Source organism: Vibrio fortis, from assembly GCF_000695685.1.
In the GTDB taxonomy this organism is placed as follows: domain Bacteria; phylum Pseudomonadota; class Gammaproteobacteria; order Enterobacterales; family Vibrionaceae; genus Vibrio; species Vibrio fortis_A.
This window is the reverse complement of record NZ_JFFR01000033.1, coordinates 177,502-197,425: the sequence shown is the minus strand read 5'-3', so window position 1 is coordinate 197,425 and position 19,924 is coordinate 177,502. Positions and strand designations below refer to the sequence as shown.

At 45.9% G+C, this 19,924-nt stretch carries 17 protein-coding genes; 6 read left to right on the top strand and 11 right to left on the bottom strand.

What is annotated here, in order from left to right; genetic code table 11:
* Positions 1-124: 124 nt before the first annotated feature.
* Positions 125-970, bottom strand: a complete 846-nt coding sequence (locus tag VFDL14_RS00985; RefSeq protein ID WP_032553585.1) for a pirin family protein — start codon at positions 968-970, stop codon at positions 125-127.
* 256 nt (positions 971-1,226) lie between these two features.
* Between VFDL14_RS00985 and VFDL14_RS00990 the strand changes: the two genes are divergently transcribed.
* Entirely contained in the window at positions 1,227-1,508 is a 282-nt protein-coding gene (locus VFDL14_RS00990; RefSeq protein ID WP_032553583.1) for a hypothetical protein, read from the top strand.
* Here the strand turns inward: VFDL14_RS00990 and VFDL14_RS00995 are convergent.
* On the bottom strand, positions 1,505-2,662 hold the full coding sequence (locus VFDL14_RS00995) for a GGDEF domain-containing protein (protein WP_084181938.1): 1,158 nt from the start codon (positions 2,660-2,662) through the stop codon (positions 1,505-1,507). The genes VFDL14_RS00990 and VFDL14_RS00995 overlap by 4 nt on opposite strands.
* 280 nt (positions 2,663-2,942) lie before the next feature.
* Between VFDL14_RS00995 and VFDL14_RS01000 the strand changes: the two genes are divergently transcribed.
* Positions 2,943-5,870 carry an alkaline phosphatase family protein gene (locus VFDL14_RS01000; protein WP_032553581.1) on the top strand — a complete coding sequence of 976 codons (2,928 nt, stop codon included), beginning with the start codon at positions 2,943-2,945 and terminating at the stop codon, positions 5,868-5,870.
* Between the two features lie 40 nt (positions 5,871-5,910).
* Here VFDL14_RS01000 and VFDL14_RS01005 read toward each other — a convergent pair whose 3' ends face one another.
* From VFDL14_RS01005 to VFDL14_RS01025, 5 genes are all read right to left on the bottom strand, one after another.
* Complete coding sequence (locus VFDL14_RS01005) at positions 5,911-6,381, bottom strand: GNAT family N-acetyltransferase (protein WP_032553580.1); 471 nt, start codon at positions 6,379-6,381, stop codon at positions 5,911-5,913.
* A gap of 120 nt (positions 6,382-6,501) precedes the next feature.
* The gene (locus VFDL14_RS01010; protein ID WP_032553577.1) at positions 6,502-6,765 is read right to left on the bottom strand and encodes a YdcH family protein; all 264 of its coding nucleotides are present in this window, start codon (positions 6,763-6,765) and stop codon (positions 6,502-6,504) included.
* 133 nt (positions 6,766-6,898) lie between these two features.
* A complete protein-coding gene (locus tag VFDL14_RS01015; protein WP_032553576.1) occupies positions 6,899-7,882 on the bottom strand; it encodes a rhodanese-related sulfurtransferase in 984 nt (327 codons plus the stop codon).
* A 291-nt stretch (positions 7,883-8,173) separates the two neighbouring features.
* The gene (locus VFDL14_RS01020) at positions 8,174-8,431 is read right to left on the bottom strand and encodes a DUF2999 family protein (protein ID WP_032553574.1); all 258 of its coding nucleotides are present in this window, start codon (positions 8,429-8,431) and stop codon (positions 8,174-8,176) included.
* 105 nt (positions 8,432-8,536) lie between these two features.
* Positions 8,537-9,688, bottom strand: a complete 1,152-nt coding sequence (locus tag VFDL14_RS01025; RefSeq protein WP_032553573.1) for a PLP-dependent aminotransferase family protein — start codon at positions 9,686-9,688, stop codon at positions 8,537-8,539.
* A gap of 116 nt (positions 9,689-9,804) precedes the next feature.
* On the opposite strand from VFDL14_RS01025, the gene VFDL14_RS01030 reads away from it, so the two are divergent.
* A complete protein-coding gene (locus tag VFDL14_RS01030) occupies positions 9,805-10,674 on the top strand; it encodes an AraC family transcriptional regulator (RefSeq protein ID WP_032553571.1) in 870 nt (289 codons plus the stop codon).
* A 23-nt stretch (positions 10,675-10,697) separates the two neighbouring features.
* Positions 10,698-10,946, top strand: a complete 249-nt coding sequence (locus VFDL14_RS01035; protein WP_032553570.1) for a hypothetical protein — start codon at positions 10,698-10,700, stop codon at positions 10,944-10,946.
* 90 nt (positions 10,947-11,036) lie between these two features.
* On the opposite strand, the gene lldD is transcribed toward VFDL14_RS01035, so the two are convergent.
* Positions 11,037-12,179, bottom strand: coding sequence for an FMN-dependent L-lactate dehydrogenase LldD (gene lldD, locus VFDL14_RS0123550; protein ID WP_032553569.1), 1,143 nt, complete (start codon positions 12,177-12,179; stop codon positions 11,037-11,039).
* Between the two features lie 238 nt (positions 12,180-12,417).
* A complete protein-coding gene (locus tag VFDL14_RS01040; RefSeq protein ID WP_032553568.1) occupies positions 12,418-14,112 on the bottom strand; it encodes an L-lactate permease in 1,695 nt (564 codons plus the stop codon).
* 183 nt (positions 14,113-14,295) lie between these two features.
* Between VFDL14_RS01040 and VFDL14_RS01045 the strand changes: the two genes are divergently transcribed.
* Together VFDL14_RS01045 and VFDL14_RS01050 are read left to right on the top strand one after the other, a co-directional pair.
* Entirely contained in the window at positions 14,296-15,204 is a 909-nt protein-coding gene (locus tag VFDL14_RS01045; RefSeq protein WP_032553566.1) for a LysR family transcriptional regulator, read from the top strand.
* Positions 15,205-15,321: 117 nt separating this feature from the next.
* Positions 15,322-17,370 (top strand): prolyl oligopeptidase family serine peptidase, encoded by a 2,049-nt coding sequence (locus VFDL14_RS01050; protein ID WP_032553564.1) that lies wholly within the window; start codon positions 15,322-15,324, stop codon positions 17,368-17,370.
* A gap of 170 nt (positions 17,371-17,540) precedes the next feature.
* Here VFDL14_RS01050 and VFDL14_RS01055 read toward each other — a convergent pair whose 3' ends face one another.
* The gene (locus VFDL14_RS01055) at positions 17,541-19,169 is read right to left on the bottom strand and encodes an ABC transporter ATP-binding protein (RefSeq protein ID WP_032553563.1); all 1,629 of its coding nucleotides are present in this window, start codon (positions 19,167-19,169) and stop codon (positions 17,541-17,543) included.
* 13 nt (positions 19,170-19,182) lie between these two features.
* Entirely contained in the window at positions 19,183-19,677 is a 495-nt protein-coding gene (locus VFDL14_RS01060; protein ID WP_032553561.1) for a hypothetical protein, read from the bottom strand.
* Positions 19,678-19,924: the final 247 nt, after the last annotated feature.

Here is a 19,924-nt window from a genome sequence, read left to right as displayed (position 1 = left end):
TGCGTTATCGGCTTCTCATGTAGGCTAGCTACACATCAAAGCCTCTGCCTTGTATAAATACCCAGCAACTCGCTGCAAAAACAAACTCGAAAGATCAACACGCCCTAGTAAGAAGACAAAATTCTTAATAGGTTTCAAAGACGCCATTGTTAAAGTCATGGATAGTCTGTTCTATCTCTTCCATGCTATTCATCACAAACGGTCCATAGTGAACAACGGGTTCATTAATGGGCTCTCCTGAAAAAATCAGTACACCAGATTCCTCGTTCGCACTTATCGCGAGAATTTCAGCCTTACTCAATAACGCCAATTGTCCTGCAACCAAAGCTTGTGATCCTAAATCAACCGAACCTTTATAAACATAAACAAACGCGTTGTGATGGCGTTCTGTTGTGAGTGTCAAAGCTTGGCCTGATTGTGCTCGCCAGTCTGAAACATTGAGCGGTACACCGGTGGTTTGAAGAGGTCCTGCTAACGGAGCGCCTTCAATTGATGTATTTCCAGCAATCAGACGCAGCAGTCCGACCTCTTGGCTACGGAACTCAGTCACTGTGTCACTCTGAAAATCATGGTATTGAGCAGGCTTCATTTTGTCGCGAGCGGGCTGGTTAATCCAAATTTGGAACCCGTGCAGTGAACCCTCTTCCATCATCGGCATTTCGCTGTGAATCACACCGCGACCTGCCGCCATCCACTGAGCGCCGCCACTGCGAAGCTCACCAACATTGCCCATGTGGTCCTTGTGTTGGAAGTGACCTTGAAGCATGTAAGTCAGAGTCTCGATGCCGCGGTGAGGGTGCGGTGGAAAGCCACCTACATAGTCTTTACTCTCGTCAGATTTGAGTTCATCAATCATCAAGAAAGGTGAAAAGTTAGCGTTGTTAAAACCCGCTGCTCGTTGGATCTTCACACCATCGCCGTCGGACGTTGCCTGGACATTCATGATTTGGGTAATACGTCGATTTTCCATGGTTGTTGTCTCCAAACGTTTCAATACCCATAGTCTAAGCAGGAAGCCCAGCTTCAAACAGAGAGCAAAATTGAAGAGCTTGTTTGAAAAATTCGAACAAGTGAAAAGGGCCGCAACATGAAGGCCCAAAGAAACTGAAAGGGGTTTTAAACACTATAGGCTAGAGCTAGTGTGATATTCGTCCACTTGAATATCAGAAAGTTCGCGATTACTGACTATACTTACAATAAGGGATAGTCTAGCCAAGGAGGCGACGATGGCTGTGCAATCTAAACACAACGATAGAAGTGGCCGAGTTGGTTTTGAGAACGACTTCACCACTGACCAACGTCAGCGTTTTACTGAGGTGGCAAACGCGGCATTTCGACGTAGAAGAAAGAAAGAAGAGCTTGATAGACCCTTCTTTCAATCAGCGAAAAACGCGGCTTTGAAACCCGTTCTAAAACCAAAGAAAATGAGCCCGAGTAAACAGCGCCAAGTCGTTTGGATAGTGATTATCGGACTTGTTAGCTTATGGGCTATGTATATGGCGGGTTAGCTGGATTGTTGGTGTAATGCGGTGACATTACTTGGTATTGTCTCGACAGACTTGCGCGGCTCAAAACATTTCATGTCTTCAATTAAAGGCGTTGTCAGATCGTCTTGATAATAAGCGAAACGGTTTTTACCGGAGTGTTTGGCAAAGTACATTGCCTTGTCTGCACAGCGCGTCAATTCAGCAAGATCCTTAGCATCAGTCGGGTACATCGCAACACCAATACTCAAAGTGAGTTTGCCGACTTGATTATTGGTTAAGTTCTCGTTTTCAAATAGGCCGCTGATTCTCTGCAGAATACCATCCAAGTCCTGCTTGCTTCTTACATCATAAAGCATCAATACAAACTCATCACCAGCGAAACGGGCAATCGAGTAATCGTGTTTATGAGTCGATCTGTCTTTGTTACGGACATTGTTTTTCAGGCGCTGGGCGAAATGCTGCAATACACTGTCACCAACGTCATGTCCAAAGCTGTCATTGATGGTCTTGAAGTTATCAATATCTAAAAACACCAAAGCAGTGATACTGTTGTTGGGATTGACGGTGTTGAGTTTCTCAATTGCCCAACGTTCAAAACTCCAACGGTTAGCCAGCCCAGTGAGTTGATCTCGATAAGCGAGGTCTTCAATCCCTTCTTGATATAGACGCTGAATATAACCAACGGCCTTAGTGTAGTAATAAGAGGAGACATGGCATACGGCACTCATGGTTACCAAACTAAGTGAAAATCGGTGAGTGCTGTTAAACGGCAGTGCGAACTTATGAGGTATCAACGCCATCAAGCTGCTAAGAAACAGTAAGAAGGTGACGCTGAGAATCAACCCCATGCGAAATTCGTTAATAAAGATCACTGCGGCCAAAATCGGATAGAGCCAAAGCATTCGCTCTGGGATGGTTCCACTATAGAGAAACAGCACCACACCTTGAACCAGTAATACACAGCTCAACAAAATCTCACAATAGTGAGGTTCTTGGACCTTTTTTATATAGATGGCGTTAATTACGGCAATAACGGCGAACATCATTTCAAAGACTGACAGGGTGTAATAGCCATCCTGGAAATAAGCCCACGTATAGAAAATGAATAACGCTGCAGAGGTAAGCGAGAAGGAGTAAACGATTTTCTGTTTTCGAGTCGAACGAATATCGGCCATCTCTTCTAAGTGTCTTCCGACCAACTTGTTCATTTTGGGTGCCGTAGTGGAAATCAATGCCCTAATCTTAGGTTAAATCGCTCCAATAAATGATACAAATAACAGCTAATTGTGTGATTAGTCTCTAAGTTTCATATAAATAAATCAGCAATTAAGTATTAACCTGCTCAATAACAGACAGCCTGTCATTTTTCTCGCCGCAAACTAAGGTTGACTAATGAGTATGGAATGAAACAATACGCCGGTTTTATAAATCGATTGCTAAGTCAAAGGATACCCAATGAATAAGCTTTTTCGTTCTCACTGTTCAGCGGCATTGCTAAGTGCATTACCACTTAGTTTGGTTGCGGGAAGTGTGCATGCGCAACTTTCAGAAACGCCTGTGATTGGTGGTGTCTTCAGTTCAAGTGAAGTTTTGAAAAACCAGATCGTTTCTGGTTTGAGTTACTCGGCAACTCTGACTCGTGATGCGGCTCTGTTTACTATCGCTGGTGTGACGTTAGATGCTTACATATTGGCGCTTCCTTTGGATGCGAAAACTAAGGCGCGCGTGATTGCTCAGTTATCAAATCCTGCTTATTCAATTCCGTTGGGGTACTTTCTTTATAGCTATTACGACCGCTACGCGGGCATTGGTAATGAAGATGTGTTCAAAGAGTATCTGGCGACGATTTACGACGAAACTACGCTAAAGGGGTTTGAGCATAGCTTGTACCACTTTGGTTATGCACCTTCAGAGAAAGAAGTACATTCTGAGAATCACCAACATCCTGATACTTCAACAGAAGCGACGGGGCACCATGAGGGGATTCGAGTTGATGATAAGTTCATTGCCAATATGGTGGTGATCTACGATGCATTATTCGATATCGGTGTGTGGCGAGACATGGACACCCTGCCAGATAGCTATACCTATCTGACAAATAGTGAAGAAGATCTGGCGATCATCAATAAAATCCAACCAATTGTCGTGGGTTTGATTGAAAAGGCTGCGAAAGGCATGGAGCCAAGCGACATTCGTTCAGCATTGATGACCATCGTTGAAGATGGCAAGCCTGAAAATGCCGATAAGCCGAACAACAAGGCGCAAGCGCTGACAGTTACCCTGATCGATTTTGTTCGTCTCAACTTGCTTAAGGCCTATCGCCAGTTTGTCTTCAAAGATGAGAGAACCGAAGCGCTCGATGATTGGATGCAGCAAGCCTTCGACGATAATCCACAAGATTTAATTGAGTTTCTCTCTTCGCAACAAAACCGCCGCTTTGCGGTACAAGTGACCGTTGATGGTTTACAGCAAGGTTTGATTGAGGGTTTGGTTGATCCTAGTGCACCGTTTATCTCGGTCGCGAATCAGCATCATCAAAATCGTGAGCAGTATAAACCTAAGCTCGAACCGGTGATTGAACCGCCGCATGTGCAGCAGGTGAGCTTTATGGCGCAACTTGCTGAACAGGCGTATCAAGACCAATACTACCTGCCTTTCTTTAAGAAGCTGTATAGCGAACATAAAACCAATATTAGTCGAGTGGGTGTATCATCAACGCCGACCATCAGTGTTCGCAATCTACCGATCATCAAAACCGGAGCACGTGTCTCAGGTGAAGGCGGTACAGGGGTGCCAAACTTTCATTTTGTTGATCGAGACATCGACCGTGCTTACTACTTTTTCGGCAACGATGCGCTGCAGCTAGATGTGTTGATGGCAGACAATCAGGTGCAAACCATGTTTGATCGCCTTAACTACCTAAAAACACTAAATTGCAACGCTCAATACGACTGGAATGCACATACCACATACGATGGCCTAGTGAATCTCGGTTTTGGTGAATCTCTGCGTGACTACGGTGAGAAGCGTTGCTTGAAAGAGTTAGAACAGCGAGCGGATGTAGAGCTGGCTTTAACGGAAATGCGCCAAGCGTTAATCGAAGATATCCAATCATACGAAAGGATTTCAGGCTTTGATCTTTTCACCAAGCTTGCCAAAAAAGCACAGGTTGAACAGGCGATATCCCAATACGCTGAGCTAGATGGACAAGGTATGCCGGATTACACCTTGATCTATAATCCTTGGCCGGATCATTTTGCGCACTTTACGGGCCCATTCAGCGACGAAATTCTTATGCCTACCGGTGAACTTAACCGCTTGGATTACTGGCTGACGCAAGTTGAGAATACCTATAAAGCAGCAGGCGTGTATGCGCGAACTCTGTGGGGTATGGCCGGAGACCACGGTTTAACACCTGTATTCTACGCACTGAACCCAGAGAAACAGGTACTAGAAGCTTTACAACAAGAGCTTGATTACCCAATCGTGGTTGAGAAGATTTCGTCCGATGAAGGGGAAGGGCCGAAGATCACTAACGCTCTTGATTACCCAAGCCTCAAGGCGGTGGATGTAGTCGTCGCTTCTACTGCTGGTGGTAATTTTATGATGGACTTCTTCAATTCACAGCAGGGTTGGAAGGTTCAACCTGTTTATCAAGAGCTGACAGATTGGGCTCCACTAGCTGCGCCGAAAAGGACCAGTATCGATATCATCGATCAGATAGCGAAACGTCTACCTGAATCGCTAGACTATATGGTCGTGCGCGAGGACACGTGTAATGCGGATAGTTGTTCGGTACGAGTGATTGGTAATCGTGACAAACAGCGTTTGGATGAGCTGATCACCCGTGAAGAGGACAAGCTGTTCTATGAATCATTAGAATTTGGCCAGCGTCCGAAGCTTCTGAATACTCAACAACTTAACCCTTACCTTCCTCAACCTACGGATTCTGAGTTTGCGGTTTATTCTCGTCTCGTTGATAAGTGTTTGAATCGCGCCGTTAAGTCTCAACCTACGACTTGGTGTAGCGCTAACGAATGGACACAATTGACTCGCTTTACGCCAAGACCTGACTCAGTAAACCAGCTAGCTAATATCTATTTGGAAGACAGAGCCGGTACCGTGAACCTGTTCCCGAAAGAGGGAATTGGTTACAACACCAAGGTTCCAGGGAGACACGCTGGTGAAGATTATCTGGAAAAAGACGCCTTCATTGGTTTCTGGGGAGAGCCAATTGGCGAAAGTTCAACCCCACTGACTATCGAAGCGAATGGTTCACTGGCACCGACCTTGTTCGAATACCTAACCGGCGAGCAGGTGGTGGCTGGGGAAGATGGCTGGGGCTTCCCATCTCTAATCGATAAGCTTGATATTCGAAAGTAATCGGTTGAAAAGCTTCCTGAGACGGTCTGCAGAACTGTCTCTACTTGGTGACACGAAGCGCTAGGCTGACAAAGTCCGCTTCGCTGTCATCGGCTATCTGATAGCCCAACCTTTGATAGAAAGCGATCGCTTGCTGATTGCGCCTAAAACTAGAAAGGGTGATGGTTTCACGCTCTTCTTTGATGGCGAGATCTTGGATATCTCTCATTACTCGATACCTTAGCTTTTGATTTTGGTACTGCGGGAATACGATCAACAAATGCACGTGATAGGCTTGCTGGTAAGGTTTGTAGCAGACTAATCCGATTCGCTCACCTTGGTCGTGTATCCAATAAAACCAGTCTGGTTGATAGTCATTGTTTATCCGCTGCCTCTGAAATTCATCATCCCATCCAAAGACGGCTTCAACATGGGAATAAAGCGCCTCTTTTATCACCGAAAACTGCGTCTCGGCTTCTGAAGGAAGAATGGGGGAGTAGCGTAATGGAAGTGATTCGACACCTTGTATCATTGTTGAAAGAACGTCCCTGTATCTATTTATCTATGTATCTATGTATCTATGTATCTATGTAGCTATGTAGCTATGTATCTACGAACCTATGTGTCGCTTTTACTTAAATTCGATTTCTTGTTATTTGGATTCTTCAGCAAGCTGATGGTGGCGAGATAGCTGCTTGTAAAGTGTGTCTTTCAGCTCCATGCGTTCCACTTTTAGATTGTGCATGTTGTCGTCATCGATTGGGCTACCAGAAACTTCAAGTTCGCGAATGGTGTAGTCGAGTTCGTGGTATTTCTGCATGTTATTTTTGAACTTAGGGTCGTCGTGGTTAAGCTGAACGATATCGAGTTTGAATTCAGGGAAGTCTAGGATAAAAGCGTGGTTTTCATTGAGCATTCTAGTGTCCTCATTAATGTATTTGCTTACCAGTATAGAAGCATAACCATTAAAGAAATGTGTCACTGAACGCAAAGCTCGAAAGCAATAAAAAAGGGCACCAAAAGTGCCCTATCTATCTCAAAAATAACAATTATTTATTGTTCGCTCGCTGGTGAGCTTTCTTTTCAAGTTTTTGCTGTTTTCTCTGTTCGATCAGCTGTGCAGCATCGCCACCGACGTGAGTTTCACCACGAGCAGCAGAAAGCTGTACCTGCTTTTCACGCTCTCTAAAGCGTTGCTTCTGCTCTTCTGTGTGTTTGTCGATACACTTAGGGCAGCTTACGCCTTTTTCGAAATCAGCAGACTGCTTGTCTTCTTCAGTGATTGGTAAGCGACACGCGTTACACACGTCGTAGCCACTCTTTTCTAGCTGGTGGTTAACCGCAACACGGCCATCAAACACGTAGCAGTCACCTTCCCACATGCTCTCTTCTTCAGGCACTTCCTCAAGGTATTTTAGGATGCCGCCTTCAAGATGGTACACCTCTTCAAAGCCTTGCTCTTTCATGTAAGCCGTCGACTTTTCGCAACGAATACCACCGGTACAGAACATCGCTACCTTTTTGTGTTTAGCAGGATCTAGGTTGTCCTCAACGTATTGTGGGAACTCACGGAAAGTTTCTGTGTTTGGGTTCACTGCATTTTTGAAGGTGCCGATATCGACTTCGTAATCGTTACGAGTATCGACCAGTACTACATCAGGATCTGAGATCAGTTCATTCCAGTCTTTTGGTTTCACATATGTGCCCACAACATGGCGAGGATCAATGCCCTCAACGCCCATGGTCACGATCTCTTTTTTGAGCTTAACTTTAGTGCGGTTGAACGGCTGTTGCTCGTTGAACGACTCTTTATAGACAACATCTGCTAGACGTTCATCAAGCTTGAACCAAGCAAGCAGCGCATCGATTGACTCGCGCGAGCCCGCAACTGTGCCGTTAATGCCTTCTTGGGCAAGCAGCAGAGTGCCACGGATTTGGTTGTCGAGAAGCAGTTGAGTAAGTGGTTGGCGGATGTCTTGATAATCATCCAGTGCGACAAACTTGTAGAGTGCGCATACAACATATTGAGACATGATTTTTCCTTTCGCGAGCTGGAGCGTAATTCCAGAGCAATCTCACTTGTCAGTGAGGGATTTATAAATAGTTTTCGGCGTGAGTATAGCTAAGCTTGTCGAGCACAAAAACCAACCAAAGATAGGGCTATATAGCACTGCAATTCGTGTGGTTTTGATATTTCTTCAGTTTGCCGAATGAATTGTCCCTAAATAAGTCATGTCGTTTTCGTGGATAACAGAAACAAAAAACGCGCCCAATAAGTTACGTAATAACCTGTTGGGCGCGTTTTGTATTGGGTGAAAGCTGCATTAGCCTTGCTTGTTTAGTTGCTCTTTTGCTGCTTCTACTTTTGAGAAGTCTAGGCCAAGCTCTTCTACTGCTTCTTTGATAAGTGCAGGGTTTTGCATTACTTGACCCATAAGAAGTTGTAGCTTCTCTTGAGGCAAGCCAAGCTGGCTAATGGTTGCCATTGCAGCTAGCGGGTTTTCAGTCAACGTTTTGAAAATGCTGTTGATCTGCTCATCACCGATGTTGTTCTCTTTTAATAGCGCAATAATTGGGTTCATTACCTTACCTTTAAACTAGCGACTGTTAATTTGGGGGCATTTTAGCACTGGCTGCCATTAGGATGAAACAGCAATCGCCCCAATCGTCATCAACTCTTCTGGAAGCTAGCTAATCGCCGCTAAGCCTTCTGCTAAGCGAGACACTGCTTCTCGCAGTTCATCTGGATTCGCATTAGTGAAGTTAAGACGCAATGCCGCTTTGGCACCATTTGCATCTGGGTAGAACACAGGGCTTGGTACAACCGCTACGCCGTTACCAAGTAGGCTCTTAGCCAGTTCAAAAGTATCGCACTCTGGAATCTCAACCCAAATGAACATGCCACCATCAACAGGTTTCAATACACAACCTTGAGGCAGTTTCTGCTCTAGTTCAGAGAACAGCACCTCGTAGCGAGATTTGTATAGGTTGCGGATGTTCTCCATGTGCAGGCCAAAATCTTGGTGCTTAAGAAGACCAAGCAGAAGCGCTTGCATTGGAACGCTTGAATGTAGGTCAGCGCCTTGTTTAACCTTGATAAGTGGTTCAAGGTAGCTGCGTTTGCCAGTTACCGCGCCGATACGTAGACCTGGAGAAGCAATCTTAGAGAATGAACGCAGTACGATAGAGTGATCTGGGCAGAATGACGACACAAGTGGTAGCTCTGAGCCCGTAAAACGCAGTTCACGATAAGGTGCGTCTTCAATGAAAGCGACGCTGTATTGTTCACAAAGCGCAGCGACTTGTTGGCGGCTTTCTAGAGTCCAGCATACGCCAGTTGGGTTATGGAAATCCGGTACCGCGTAGAACATTTTCGGTGCGTGTTGTTTGAAGCAGGTTTCGAGCTCGTCTAGGTTTGGTCCGAACTCGGTTTGAGAAACGGTCACAATGTTCGCTTGTACTAAGCCGAATACTTGCATCGCACCTAGGTAGCTTGGCGCCTCCATTACAACCGTATCACCCGGATCAACATAAGCACGAGCGATCAAATCTAAACCTTGCTGTGAGCCTGTACAGATCATCGCAGTGTGTGATTCTGGCAATTGATAAGTATCGCTAAGGTGATCGATCAGTGGGCCATAACCTGCGGTTGAACCGTATTGAAACACTTCTGGCATGTTCGCCAAGTTTTCTAGGGTCGGCTTCATCAGCTCAATCGGAAATGTTTGTTCATCTGGCAGACCACCGGCCAAAGAGATGACGTTTTTGTCGCTCGCAGCGGCAAGAATTTCGCGAATATAGGAAGACTGGATTTGTTGTAATGATTTTGCGATTTCCATGTGTAGTTATCTCGTTGTGTCTGCTTTTTTTGTTTATCCAGTGATATTACATGGCATTGAAAAAATCGATGTGTCCATTTATGCTCTTAAATATGTCCATTTATGCTATTTAGAGAATGTCACGCCAACACATATCCAGAATCAATGATGTGCTCTTCTACATTCATCAAGACATCAGCAAGGAACTCCCTGCCAAAGAGTTAGCCGAAGTTGCCGCTTATTCAGAGCAGCATTTTCACCGAATCTTTAAGAGTGTGGTGGGAGAGTCGATTCATCAATACATCCGTCGTACCCGAATGGAGTATGCGGCGAATCAATTGATGTTTGATACCGGCTCTTCTGTTGCTGAGGTAGCCAACAAGTGTGGTTTTAGCTCGCTCTCGTCGTTCAGCCGCGCATTTAAGGCGACCTTTCATATGGCGCCGGGGGAGTGGAGAAAGCACGATCTACAAACAGCAGAAAAGCCGTATCTCAAAGATGCTGAGATTGCGGCGGGTTACCATCGTGTCGCACAAAGGGAACTGCCTGCACCTAAGATCATGGAGGTGGCACCACGTTTGGCCGCTTATGTTAGGCATACTGGATACAATCGTTCGATACGTAATGCTTGGCTTATCTTAAAAGCGTGGGCAAATGCTGAAGAGCGCGATTTTAGTCGCCAATTTGGACTGCATCACTCAAACCCTGCGTGGGTTGAAATGGACCAATGTCGTTATGTTGCCTGTATTGCGATTGATGAGCCGATTAAATATCGCAGTGTGGTCAATCAGATGGTGATACCGGGTGGCTTGCATGCGGTGTTTCGTCTTACCGGTATTTATGGTGAACTGTTGCCTCAGATCAGTCAGGTTCTAGAACAATGGTTACCAAGTTCAGGCTTCAAGCAGCGCTCGACGCCGGCGTACGTTCACTATCATCAAAACCACTTTCTCAACAGTGAAGAAGCCTTTGAGTTGGACTTCTATCTTCCTGTCAGTTTTTACTAATTTCAATTCGTTAAGGAAATGCGATGTATCTTGTTCTTTACTGTCACAACATCGGCAGCACCGACTTTTCATTTTTTGAAACAGAAGATTTTGACCCAGATGAGGGTTACGTAGTCCGTGGTAAATGGCCGAATGAGAAGGCGTTTCGTGACTACCTGAAAACGGAGTTTGGTGATATGAGTGACTACAAGGTGATTGATTTGATTGCCCAAGGTGCTCAGGCAGAAACGTTAGATGCGAAGGCGCTTGCAGAGCTAGCAGAACAACTGTGATCAAAGAAATGGCAGGTATAAAAAAGGCCACACTCCGGAGGTAGAGGTGGCCCAAATGTTTTCTTAGGCTTCCGTCTTACTTATTGTCGCTTACTTGGTCAAGTTAACCAGTGAATCGCGGGTAAGATCTTTTATTGTTTTCGCGCCTGTTAGCGTCATCGCTACACGCATTTCTTTGTCGTAAAGGTCAAGAAGGTTCTCAACACCAGCTTGGCCTTGTGCTGCTAGTGCGTACACAAATGAACGACCTAGTAGAGTACAGTCTGCACCCAGTGCCATCATACGAACTACATCAAGACCAGTACGGATACCAGAATCGACCAGAATCTTAGTGTCACCTTTTACTGCATCGGCAATCGCAGGTAGGGCTTTTGCACTTGAAAGTACGCCGTCAAGCTGACGACCACCGTGGTTTGAAACCACGATACCATCGGCACCAAAGCGAACTGCGTCTTTTGCATCTTCTTCGTCAAGGATACCTTTGATCACCATTGGGCCATCCCAGAAGTCACGAATCCATTCGAGATCCTTCCATGAGATAGATGGGTCAAAGTTATCACCTAACCAGCCGATGTAATCTTCCAGTTTGGTTGGAGTACCACGGTACGTTGAGATATTTCCAAGGTCGTGTGGTTTACCAAATACACCAACATCGAATGCCCAGCTTGGGTGACGCATTGATTGGAAAATACGACGTACAGCTGCGTTAGGGCCGCTCATGCCTGAGTGCATATCACGGTAGCGAGCGCCTGGTACTGGCATATCTACAGTGAACACAAGAGTAGTTACACCTGCCGCTTTTGCGCGCTCTAGAACGTTCTTCATGAAGCCACGATCTTTAAGTACGTAAAGCTGGAACCACATTGGACGTTCAATCTTAGGAGCCACTTCTTCGATTGGACAAACCGATACTGTCGACATCGTAAATGGGATGCCTTTGTTGTCTGCTGCTTTAGCCGCTTGAACTTCACCGCGACGAGCGTACATACCTGTTAGACCAACTGGAGCAAGTGCGATAGGCATCGCTAGTTTTTCACCGAACAGTTCGGTTTCTAAACTCAGTTCCGACATGTCATTAAGAACACGTTGCTTAAGCGCGATTTCAGCTAGGTCTGCTGTGTTGCGGTGCAGAGTGTGCTCGCCGTAAGAACCACCATCAATGTAATGGAAAAGGAATGGAGGTAGCTTAGATTTGGCAGCAGCTCGGTAGTCTGTAGATGCGGAGATAATCATAATCTTTATCCTAAGGTTAGGGTTCGCCTCTCTTCGAAGGCTTACTCTGTCGAATGTGGTGCCGGTTGGAACAGGCGTTTGGAAATAAAATGGCGTCAACGTACACAGTAATTGCTAGGTTGCTGGTTTCCAGAAGGTGCGTAGTCAACGAGTAACCAGTACAAACGTTCGCGGTGTCGGGGAATGAACGCTGACGCCAAGTTGGGTGGCGGTGATATGAACACCGCCGAATTTAAGCTTAACGCATTAGCGCGTCAGTAACGTTGAATCCGTAGATAACCACAAGACCAATGATGCCTGTCATTACTAGGTAGTAGAACGTTGGGATAACTGTCTTACGTAGTGTTGCACCTTCGCGGCCTAGTAGACCTACTGTTGCTGATGCTGCAACTACGTTGTGAATCGCAATCATGTTACCTGCTGCAGCACCTACTGCTTGTAGAGCAACAACTACCGCACTCGAGATAGTCAGCGTTTGAGCTACTTCGAACTGGAATTGGCTAAACATCATGTTCGATACTGTGTTTGAACCCGCGATGAAAGCGCCCAGAGCACCCACTGTTGCACTCAATGCAGGGAAAGCAGAGCCTACAAGGTCAGCGGCGAAGTTTGCTGTTGTTACAGGCATACTCGCTAGGTCAGCTGCATTCACTCCAGAGTTGATGAAGATACGAACCATAGGGATAGTGAACACCAGTACGAAACCTGCACCAATCAGTGTTTTACTTGATTCACCGAATGCTTTCGCTAGTGGTGCAGCGCTACGGCCTTGAATCAGAACAGCAACCAGAGCAACGAATACTAGGATACCGCCCGGTAGGTAAAGAGGCTGAATCGCAGTGCTCACGCCAGTTTCACCAAGAATGTTGCTGAACGATAGGCTAACGCTCTTCAGGAAGCCTTTGAACTCAGGGCTAACACGGCTAGCAACAAGAGTTACTGCAAGTAGTACGTATGGAGCCCAAGCGCGAGCCATGCTCATCTTCTGCGCGCCTTTGTTCTCATCAAGGTCGATTTTTAGAGAACCTAGCCATTCAGCTGGCCACTTGTCTTCACTCTCGAAGTCCCATTTTGATTTTGGTACTAGGAAGCCACGTTTTGCTGCTGTAACAACAATTGCAAGACCAACCAGACCACCAATTAGAGATGGGAACTCAGCACCTAGGAACACGCCTGTTAGTGCGTAAGGGATGGTGAACGCTGCACCTGCAAATAGTGCGAACGGTAGAATGTCTAGGCCTTCAGTCCAGCTCTTGTTCTTACCGAAGAAGCGAGTCAACATCATTGCCATTAGTACAGGAATCATTACACCTACAGTTGCGTGAATCATCGCAACGCTTGATGTGATTTGTTGTAGATAAGCGTCCCATGTTGAGCCATGAGCCACTAGGCTTTCACCGATGTTATGTGTATCTAGACCCTTGTTTACACCAACGATGATAGGCGTACCTACCGCACCGAAAGAAACTGGTGTAGATTGGATCATCATACCCATTAGTACCGCTGCAAGCGCAGGGAAACCGATAGCAACCAGTAGAGGTGCCGCGATAGCTGCTGGAGTACCAAAGCCAGATGCGCCCTCAATGAAAGAACCGAAACACCAAGCGATGATGATGGCTTGTACGCGACGGTCTGCTGAAATGTCAGTAAATCCGTTACGAATTGTTGTAATGGCTCCGGTGTGCTTCAAAGTGTTAAGTAAGAAGATAGCGCCGAACACAATCCAGAGAACCGATACAGTGATACCAAAACCTTGGAATACAGATGCCAACACACGAGTGCTCGACATGTCCCAACCAAATAGTGCGATAAGTACGGTTAGACCAAAGGCCACCGGCATCGCTTTCTTCGCTGGCCAATTTAGGCCAACCAGCAAGATAGCTGCCATAACTATTGGCGAAAATGCCAATAGAGCTAATAGAGTTTCATTCATGGGTACTTCCTCGTCCTTGCCTCAATCCTTGTCGGTTTGAAGTGACTTACACGTTATTGTTTTTTGTTATTACAACGGCAGTGGTTGTAATGGGTTTGTTAATTTGGCGTGAATTTACCCCTTTATTTTTTATAGATATAGGGAAATAATGAAAATAATTAATTCCAAAATTGGCATAATAACATGCGTGCAGACGACTTAATCCTGTTTTCACAGGTAGTAGAAATGGGCTCATTTAGTAAGGTTGCAGAGCAAAATAACCTTACAAATTCGGTAGTTAGCAAAAGAATTGCTCGTTTAGAGGAAGAGATAGGTGTTCAATTATTATATCGCACAACGCGCAAATTAACGCTGACTGAGGCGGGCAAGGCGATCTTGCATGGGGCCAAAAATGTGAAGCAGGCAACCCAAGAGGCTATGGACGCTGTTTCAGGCTTTGGTGAAAATGTCAGCGGTCACATCAAAATGTCTGTCCCGAGTATTTCTGGTGATTTGATATTGGCCGATGCTGTGGCGGAGTTTTGTAACATGCACCCGGGTCTGACTGTCGATATGTCACTCGACAATCGCTTTGTTGATCTGGTGAACGATGGCTTTGACCTCGTGATTCGTACCGGATATCTGGAAGATTCAAGCTTGATTGCGCGCCATATACTGGACTCGCAATGGGTAGTATGCGCTTCGCCTTCTTATATTGCTCGCAATGGTAAACCACTCATCCCGACCGATTTAGTCAAACACAATTGTTTGCAATATGCCTACCAGACAACCGGCGCAAGTGAGTGGCAGTTCATTCGAGAGGGGCAAGGTGATAACAAATACATAGTGCGTGTTTCAGGCTCGTTCTCCACCGATAACGCAACGGCTTTGAGAAAGGCTGCACTGGGTGGACACGGCATTGCATACGTGCCGCGCTGTTTGGTGTATCACGATATCCGCAATGGCCAGCTGGTGGACTTGTTTCCAGATATCGTTGGCAAAAAACTGGGCATCTACGCGGTTTACCCGTTTACCCGTCAACCACCGAATAAGATCAAGATGTTGATTGAGCACATTCGTGCCCGCTATTTGGCGATTTCGCACTACTTTTAATCAGTTGGTCTTTAGTTAAGGTTACGTTTTGGTGCAATTGGTTACTTGATTTAGCCGCATCAATTCGTCATCTTATTTGCGAATTATTATCATTTGAAATCTAAGGAAGAGGGAAGAATGAACAACAACGCCTACCCACATACAAAGCAGCAGAGCGTCTCTGACGACTACTTTGGTACGCAAGTAAAGGATCCTTATCGCTGGTTGGAGGATGATACCAGTGAAGAAACGGCTGCTTGGGTAGAGTCGCAAAATGCCCTGACCTTTGGTTATCTGTCTGATATCCCTTTTCGAGATGCACTGCGTGAGCGTATTGCTAAGGCACAGGACTACAAGAAGAGTTCCCAACCTTTTGTACGCGGCGAGTATACCTACTTCTATAAGAATGATGGGTTACAAAACCACAGCATTCTTTATCGCAGCAAGGATGGCAGCGAGCCAGAAGTTTTCTTAGATCCAAACACATTCTCGCAAGACGGAACTACCTCATTAGGCTCAGTGTCATTTTCCAAAGATTATAGCTTGGTGGCTTACAGCATCTCTGAAGGCGGCAGTGACTGGCGCAAGATTTTTGTAATTGATGCAGAAACCAAGCAGCAACTAGAGCCAGAAATTGTTGATGCAAAGTTCACCGGCGTATCTTGGCTTGGTAATGAAGGCTTTTATTACTCTAGCTACGACAAACCCGATGGTAGCCACCTTTCTGCGCGAACTGAGCAGCATAAGCTCTATTATCACGAGCTAGGAACGCCTCAGAGCAGCGATAAGGTGGTATTTGGTGCCAAACCAGAGCAAGCACATCGTTACGTCCATGGATACACCACAGAAGACGACAACTACCTGATCATTTTGGCTCAAGAGTCGACATCGGGTAATCGCATGTTCTACATCGATTTAAGTAGCGAGTCGCAACCAATCCACACAGTGGTCGATCACGTCGACAGTGATACCCATTTGATTGATAACCAGGGTAGTCAATTCATTCTGTACACCAACCTTGATGCGCCAAACGGTCGTGTGGTGAGCCTAGATACTGAGACTCAGCAATGGAATGATATTATCCCGGAGCGAGAGCAACCGCTGGATATCACAATCGGTGGTGGTTACTTGTTGGCACACTACATGGTGGATGTGCTGTCAAAGTATGAGCAGTTTGATTACCAAGGTAACAAGGTGCGTGATATTGAATTGCCAGCGCAAGGGGCAGCAAGTGGACTCGGCGGTGAGCGCGAGCAGACAGAGCTTTACTACACCTTTACCAACTACGTGACGCCGCCAACCATCTTCTCGTTGGATGTAGAGACGGGCGAGTCTAAAGTATTTGAAAAATCACAGGCGCCGTTTGAGAGTGAACAGTACCAGTCTGAGCAAGTGTTCTACAGCTCAAAAGATGGCACTCGAGTGCCAATGCTTATCTCTTACAAAAAGGGGACTAAGCTCGATGGCTCTGCACCAACGATTCTGTATGGCTATGGCGGCTTTAATGTCAGCCTGCCCCCTTCATTCTCTGGCAATGTCGCGAGCTGGCTAGAGTTTGGTGGTATCTATGCAGTGCCTAACCTGCGTGGTGGCGGTGAATACGGTAAAGCGTGGCACAACGCTGGCACACAGCAGCAGAAGCAGAACGTGTTTGATGACTTCATTGCTGCGGCTGAGTTCTTGATTGAGAACAACTACACGAGCTCCAGCAAATTAGCGATTCGAGGCGGCTCTAACGGTGGCTTGTTAGTAGGAGCTTGTATGACTCAGCGCCCTGAACTGTTCCAAGTGGCTCTGCCTGCCGTTGGTGTACTGGATATGCTGCGCTACCATACCTTTACCTCAGGTGAGGGCTGGGCTTATGACTACGGTACGTCTGCACAAAGCAAAGAGATGTTTGAGTACCTATTGGGCTATTCACCAGTGCACAATGTTAAAGAAGGCCAATCTTACCCGGCGACATTGGTGACAACGGCGGACCATGATGACCGCGTTGTTCCTGCGCACTCCTATAAGTTTATCTCTGAGTTGCAGCTTAAACACCAAGGTGAGCAACCCGTGATGATTCGTATTGATGTTAATGCGGGCCATGGTGCTGGTATGCCGCTCAACAAAGCAATTGACCTGTCAGCAGACACTTATGCCTTTACTCTTTGGAATATGGGGATTAAGGAGTTGAGCGTTTAGCTAACGCTCATTCTTTAGGTGTAAAAAAGAGGTACAAAAAAAGTCGCATCCGTGCGACTTTTTTCATTTTTGGCGGCCAAACCAATTTGCTATATCCACTCTGTAGCAATCCATTAATGCAAATTTTCAGAATGTATTTATATGACGTTGTTAATGTGAATTAGTTCCACTTACGCAGCATCTTTTTTGGGTTTTTCATCAAGATCGAACGACGCATCGATGAGTTTCTGCGTGTATTCATGTTGTGGATTTTGGAAAATGTCTTCCGCAGTACCTTGCTCCATCACTTCACCCTTCTGCATCACCAAAACACGATCGGATAGGGCTTTTACCACCGACAAGTCATGACTGATGAACAAGAAGCCAATGTTGTGTTTGGCTTGAATGTCTTTCAGAAGATCAATCACGGTTAGCTGTACTGAACGGTCAAGTGCCGACGTTGGCTCATCCAGCAAGATGAACGAAGGCTCAAGAATCAGTGCACGTGCAATCGCGATACGTTGACGTTGTCCGCCCGAGAATTCATGTGGGTAACGGTTGATTGAGCTCGGCTCTAAGCGAACTTCAAGTAGTGCTTTACGTGCACGTTCCAAACGCTCTTTCTTAGTCAGATGAGGCTGGTGGACGGTCAATCCTTCAGTGATGATCTCACCGACTGTCATACGTGGTGACAACGAGCCGTATGGGTCTTGGAACACCATCTGCACATCTTTCTTAAGCTTGTGGCGCTCTTTATCCGTCAACAGACTCACATCTTGACCTTTGTAAACAATGCGGCCAGTAGATGGCAGAAGACCGATTAGAGCACGGCCTAAGGTCGACTTGCCTGAACCTGACTCGCCAACAATACCTAAGGTTTCACCCTGTTTAAGCTTAAGCGAGATACCTTTCACTGCCTCAAAGTATTGGCAGCGACTCTTAATAAAGTGCGGCTTAACGAGGAACTTAACGCGAATATCGTCCGCTTCGAGTAGTTGTGGCGCTGACTCTTCAATCGGTGTTTTTGAACCTTTTGGTACTGAGTTGATTAGCATGCGAGTGTATTCGTGTCTTGGTGCTTCAAACAGCGGGACAGTCTCGCCTTCTTCGACCAATTCACCCTTACACATTACTAATACGCGATCCGCGAAGTGTTTTACCACACCTAAATCATGGGTAATGAACAGAATCGCCATACCCATCTTGGCTTGGATCTCTTTGATAAGAGACAGCACTTCAGCCTGTACCGTTACATCTAAAGCTGTTGTCGGTTCATCGGCGATAAGAATGTCTGGCTCATTAATCAGCGCCATAGCGATCATGATACGTTGCAGTTGACCGCCAGAAAATTCGTGTGGGTATTTAGTGTAGGCCTGGCTTGGATTCGGTAGGTGCACCAGATCAAATAGCTCCAAAACACGTTCTTTGGCTTGCGCTTTTGATACGTTGCGGTGACACATGATGGCTTCAGCCACTTGAATGCCGACACGTAGGTAAGGGTTTAGCGACGTCATCGGCTCTTGGAAGATCATGCCGATACGATCACCACGTACCGCTTGCATCTCACGCTCAGATTTATCGAGAATCGATTCGCCTTCAAACTCGATGTACGACTCTGGGTGGATGATGGCGTTATCAGGTAAGAGGCTCATGAGAGCATTAGAGGATACGGATTTACCAGAACCGGACTCACCCACAATTGCGAGGGTTTCGCTTGGGTTGAGCGTGAAGTTAATGCCCTTTACCGCATCAATGATTCCATCATTGGTTTTAAAACTCACGGAAAGGTTATTGACCTTAAGGATGGCTTTGTCTGACATGATACGTCCTTATTCAGTTTAAGACATTAGGTGATGGGTAGGTGTCGTGGGTCGACTTCAATTGTCCAAAGTAGTGATGCGCTCTTTGAAGTTGCTCTAGCTCTAGCATCCAGTGAGCGTTGCGTTGTGCGCTGCAAAAAGCGATCAAATGTCTGAGGAGTTCTTCGCTCTGCTGTTCTAGCAGCGAATGAGTACGCTTGATCAGGGAGTTATCTTCTAAAGAAATGAACTGCATCAAGGCGTAGGTTTGATTCAATGTGTCAAAGGCATCTTGCTGCTGACCCAGCTTATTGAGGATTTCTGCTTGAGAAATACTGGCGTCGCGCAGTCCTGTCAGTAAGCAAGCAAACTGACAAGGTTTGACATCGTTTTGGAAAGCGGCATTTTGAATATGGTGTGGAAGCGAACTCAGAACATCGCCATACAGACGTTGAGCTTCTGGCCAATGGCCCTGCTCCATGAGTTGTTCCGCTTTAAGGTAGTGCATCCAGCATCGTTCTAAATCCATCTTCTCAGCCTCTAAATTATAAGACCAAAGAATGTTAATGATATTTATTATCAAATGCAAACAAAAACCATTTGGTTTTGTTTCAAATGTTAAATCATTTTAGTGTCACTGATTTCTGTTAGTTTCATTGATTTACGGTGAAATCGTTCGTTATTTGTTCAGTTGAACCGTGATGTAGCGTAAGTCACTAAATTTAGAAGAAATTACATCTACACTTATTTGAACTATACCCATAAGAAAAGGATTA

Bases quoted from the DNA above. Each gene is read 5' to 3' on its own strand.
- VFDL14_RS00985 (WP_032553585.1), bottom strand. From the start codon at position 970: ATGGAAAATCGACGTATTACCCAAATCATGAATGTCCAGGCAACGTCC.
- VFDL14_RS00990 (WP_032553583.1), top strand. From the start codon at position 1,227: ATGGCTGTGCAATCTAAACACAACGATAGAAGTGGCCGAGTTGGTTTT.
- VFDL14_RS00995 (WP_084181938.1), bottom strand. From the start codon at position 2,662: ATGGCCGATATTCGTTCGACTCGAAAACAGAAAATCGTTTACTCCTTC.
- VFDL14_RS01000 (WP_032553581.1), top strand. From the start codon at position 2,943: ATGAATAAGCTTTTTCGTTCTCACTGTTCAGCGGCATTGCTAAGTGCA.
- VFDL14_RS01005 (WP_032553580.1), bottom strand. From the start codon at position 6,381: ATGATACAAGGTGTCGAATCACTTCCATTACGCTACTCCCCCATTCTT.
- VFDL14_RS01010 (WP_032553577.1), bottom strand. From the start codon at position 6,765: ATGCTCAATGAAAACCACGCTTTTATCCTAGACTTCCCTGAATTCAAA.
- VFDL14_RS01015 (WP_032553576.1), bottom strand. From the start codon at position 7,882: ATGTCTCAATATGTTGTATGCGCACTCTACAAGTTTGTCGCACTGGAT.
- VFDL14_RS01020 (WP_032553574.1), bottom strand. From the start codon at position 8,431: ATGAACCCAATTATTGCGCTATTAAAAGAGAACAACATCGGTGATGAG.
- VFDL14_RS01025 (WP_032553573.1), bottom strand. From the start codon at position 9,688: ATGGAAATCGCAAAATCATTACAACAAATCCAGTCTTCCTATATTCGC.
- VFDL14_RS01030 (WP_032553571.1), top strand. From the start codon at position 9,805: ATGTCACGCCAACACATATCCAGAATCAATGATGTGCTCTTCTACATT.
- VFDL14_RS01035 (WP_032553570.1), top strand. From the start codon at position 10,698: ATGTATCTTGTTCTTTACTGTCACAACATCGGCAGCACCGACTTTTCA.
- lldD (WP_032553569.1), bottom strand. From the start codon at position 12,179: ATGATTATCTCCGCATCTACAGACTACCGAGCTGCTGCCAAATCTAAG.
- VFDL14_RS01040 (WP_032553568.1), bottom strand. From the start codon at position 14,112: ATGAATGAAACTCTATTAGCTCTATTGGCATTTTCGCCAATAGTTATG.
- VFDL14_RS01045 (WP_032553566.1), top strand. From the start codon at position 14,296: ATGCGTGCAGACGACTTAATCCTGTTTTCACAGGTAGTAGAAATGGGC.
- VFDL14_RS01050 (WP_032553564.1), top strand. From the start codon at position 15,322: ATGAACAACAACGCCTACCCACATACAAAGCAGCAGAGCGTCTCTGAC.
- VFDL14_RS01055 (WP_032553563.1), bottom strand. From the start codon at position 19,169: ATGTCAGACAAAGCCATCCTTAAGGTCAATAACCTTTCCGTGAGTTTT.
- VFDL14_RS01060 (WP_032553561.1), bottom strand. From the start codon at position 19,677: ATGGATTTAGAACGATGCTGGATGCACTACCTTAAAGCGGAACAACTC.